Source organism: Leyella stercorea DSM 18206, assembly GCF_000235885.1.
GTDB lineage: Bacteria > Bacteroidota > Bacteroidia > Bacteroidales > Bacteroidaceae > Prevotella > Prevotella stercorea.
This window is the reverse complement of the sequence record NZ_JH379338.1, coordinates 1-1,251: the sequence shown is the minus strand read 5'-3', so window position 1 is coordinate 1,251 and position 1,251 is coordinate 1. Positions and strand designations below refer to the sequence as shown.

Annotated in this window: 1 protein-coding gene; it reads right to left on the bottom strand. The window is 40.3% G+C overall.

Annotated elements, in window-relative coordinates:
• Positions 1-683 (bottom strand): BspA family leucine-rich repeat surface protein (locus HMPREF0673_RS00175; protein ID WP_245544207.1); only part of this gene is annotated, 683 nt, incomplete at its 3' end.
• Positions 684-1,251 lie beyond the last annotated feature (568 nt).

The window sequence follows — 1,251 nt, the reverse complement described above, 5'->3', positions numbered from 1 at the left end:
CCACTTGCTGCCTTATACGTGAAATAGCCCGTGGTGTAGTTTGCCATCTCCTTACCCACCTTGTTTTCATCATAAGGCACAGCACCCACAAGTTTCTCACAACCACTAAACATCCTTTCATAGTATGAACAAGCAGTAGTCACAAACTTATCACTTGCATAGATTGTGGCGAGGTTTACACAACCATAGAACATACCGTACATATTAGTCACGTTCTGTGTGTCGAAGTTAGAAAGGTCGAGGGAGGTGAGGCTACTGCATCCCTTAAACATAGTCCACATACTCGTCACATTCTGTGTATCAAACTTAGAGACATCAAGGGAGGTAAGATTACTGCAGTTATTAAACATATAATCCATATCTGTCACGTTCCGTGTATCAAACTTAGAGACATCGAGTGAGGTAAGGCTACTGCAATCACCGAACATATAATACATATCCGTAACATTCTGTGTTCTAAACTTAGAGACATCAAGGGAGGTAAGGTTGGTACAAGATGCAAACATGGATCTCATGCTCGTCACTTTCTCTGTGTTAAGATATTCAAGACCCTCGATAACTGTTAAATCTTTACATCCCACAAACCAAAAACAACAATTCGTTGGGCGAGCATTAGCAAAAGAAGAATCGAAGACAACTTTCTTAATATTGTTTTCATTATACCCGGTATGATCACCTGCCATTGCATACCAAGCGGGATAAAGCTCACCCTCATTCAGCGAGAACGCTCCTGCGGGTTTATTTGCATCGTGTTTGAAGGTCAGCGTTCCGGCTGCATTATCTAACACGACATACGACTCTGCTGTTTGAGCGAACATATTGCTACCACATACGGGTAAACAAATAATAATTACAAGCAAAAGGCGAGCAATTGGGGGGGGGTAAAAGTTTTGTTTTCATAATCGTTTGGTTTTATAATTAATAGTTTTGTATTGTATAAAGAATATTATTCTGTTGCAAATAAAGCAAAATGTATTAAGACCAACAATATATTTTAGTTAAGATTTTTAAAATAGTCGAAATTATCTACCATATCTTCCATTTTCAGCGTAGCGCGTTGCGTATCAAAGGGATAAGGGCTGGAAGATACAGGTTGCATCTACCAGGATTTGAGCGTATCTTCCATCAAATCATAGGAGGGTATAGCATTCTTGCTATACCCACGCAGACACTATCCATAGGAGGGTATAGCATCCTGCTATACCCACGCAGACACCATCCATAGGAGGGTATAGCATCCTTGCTATACCC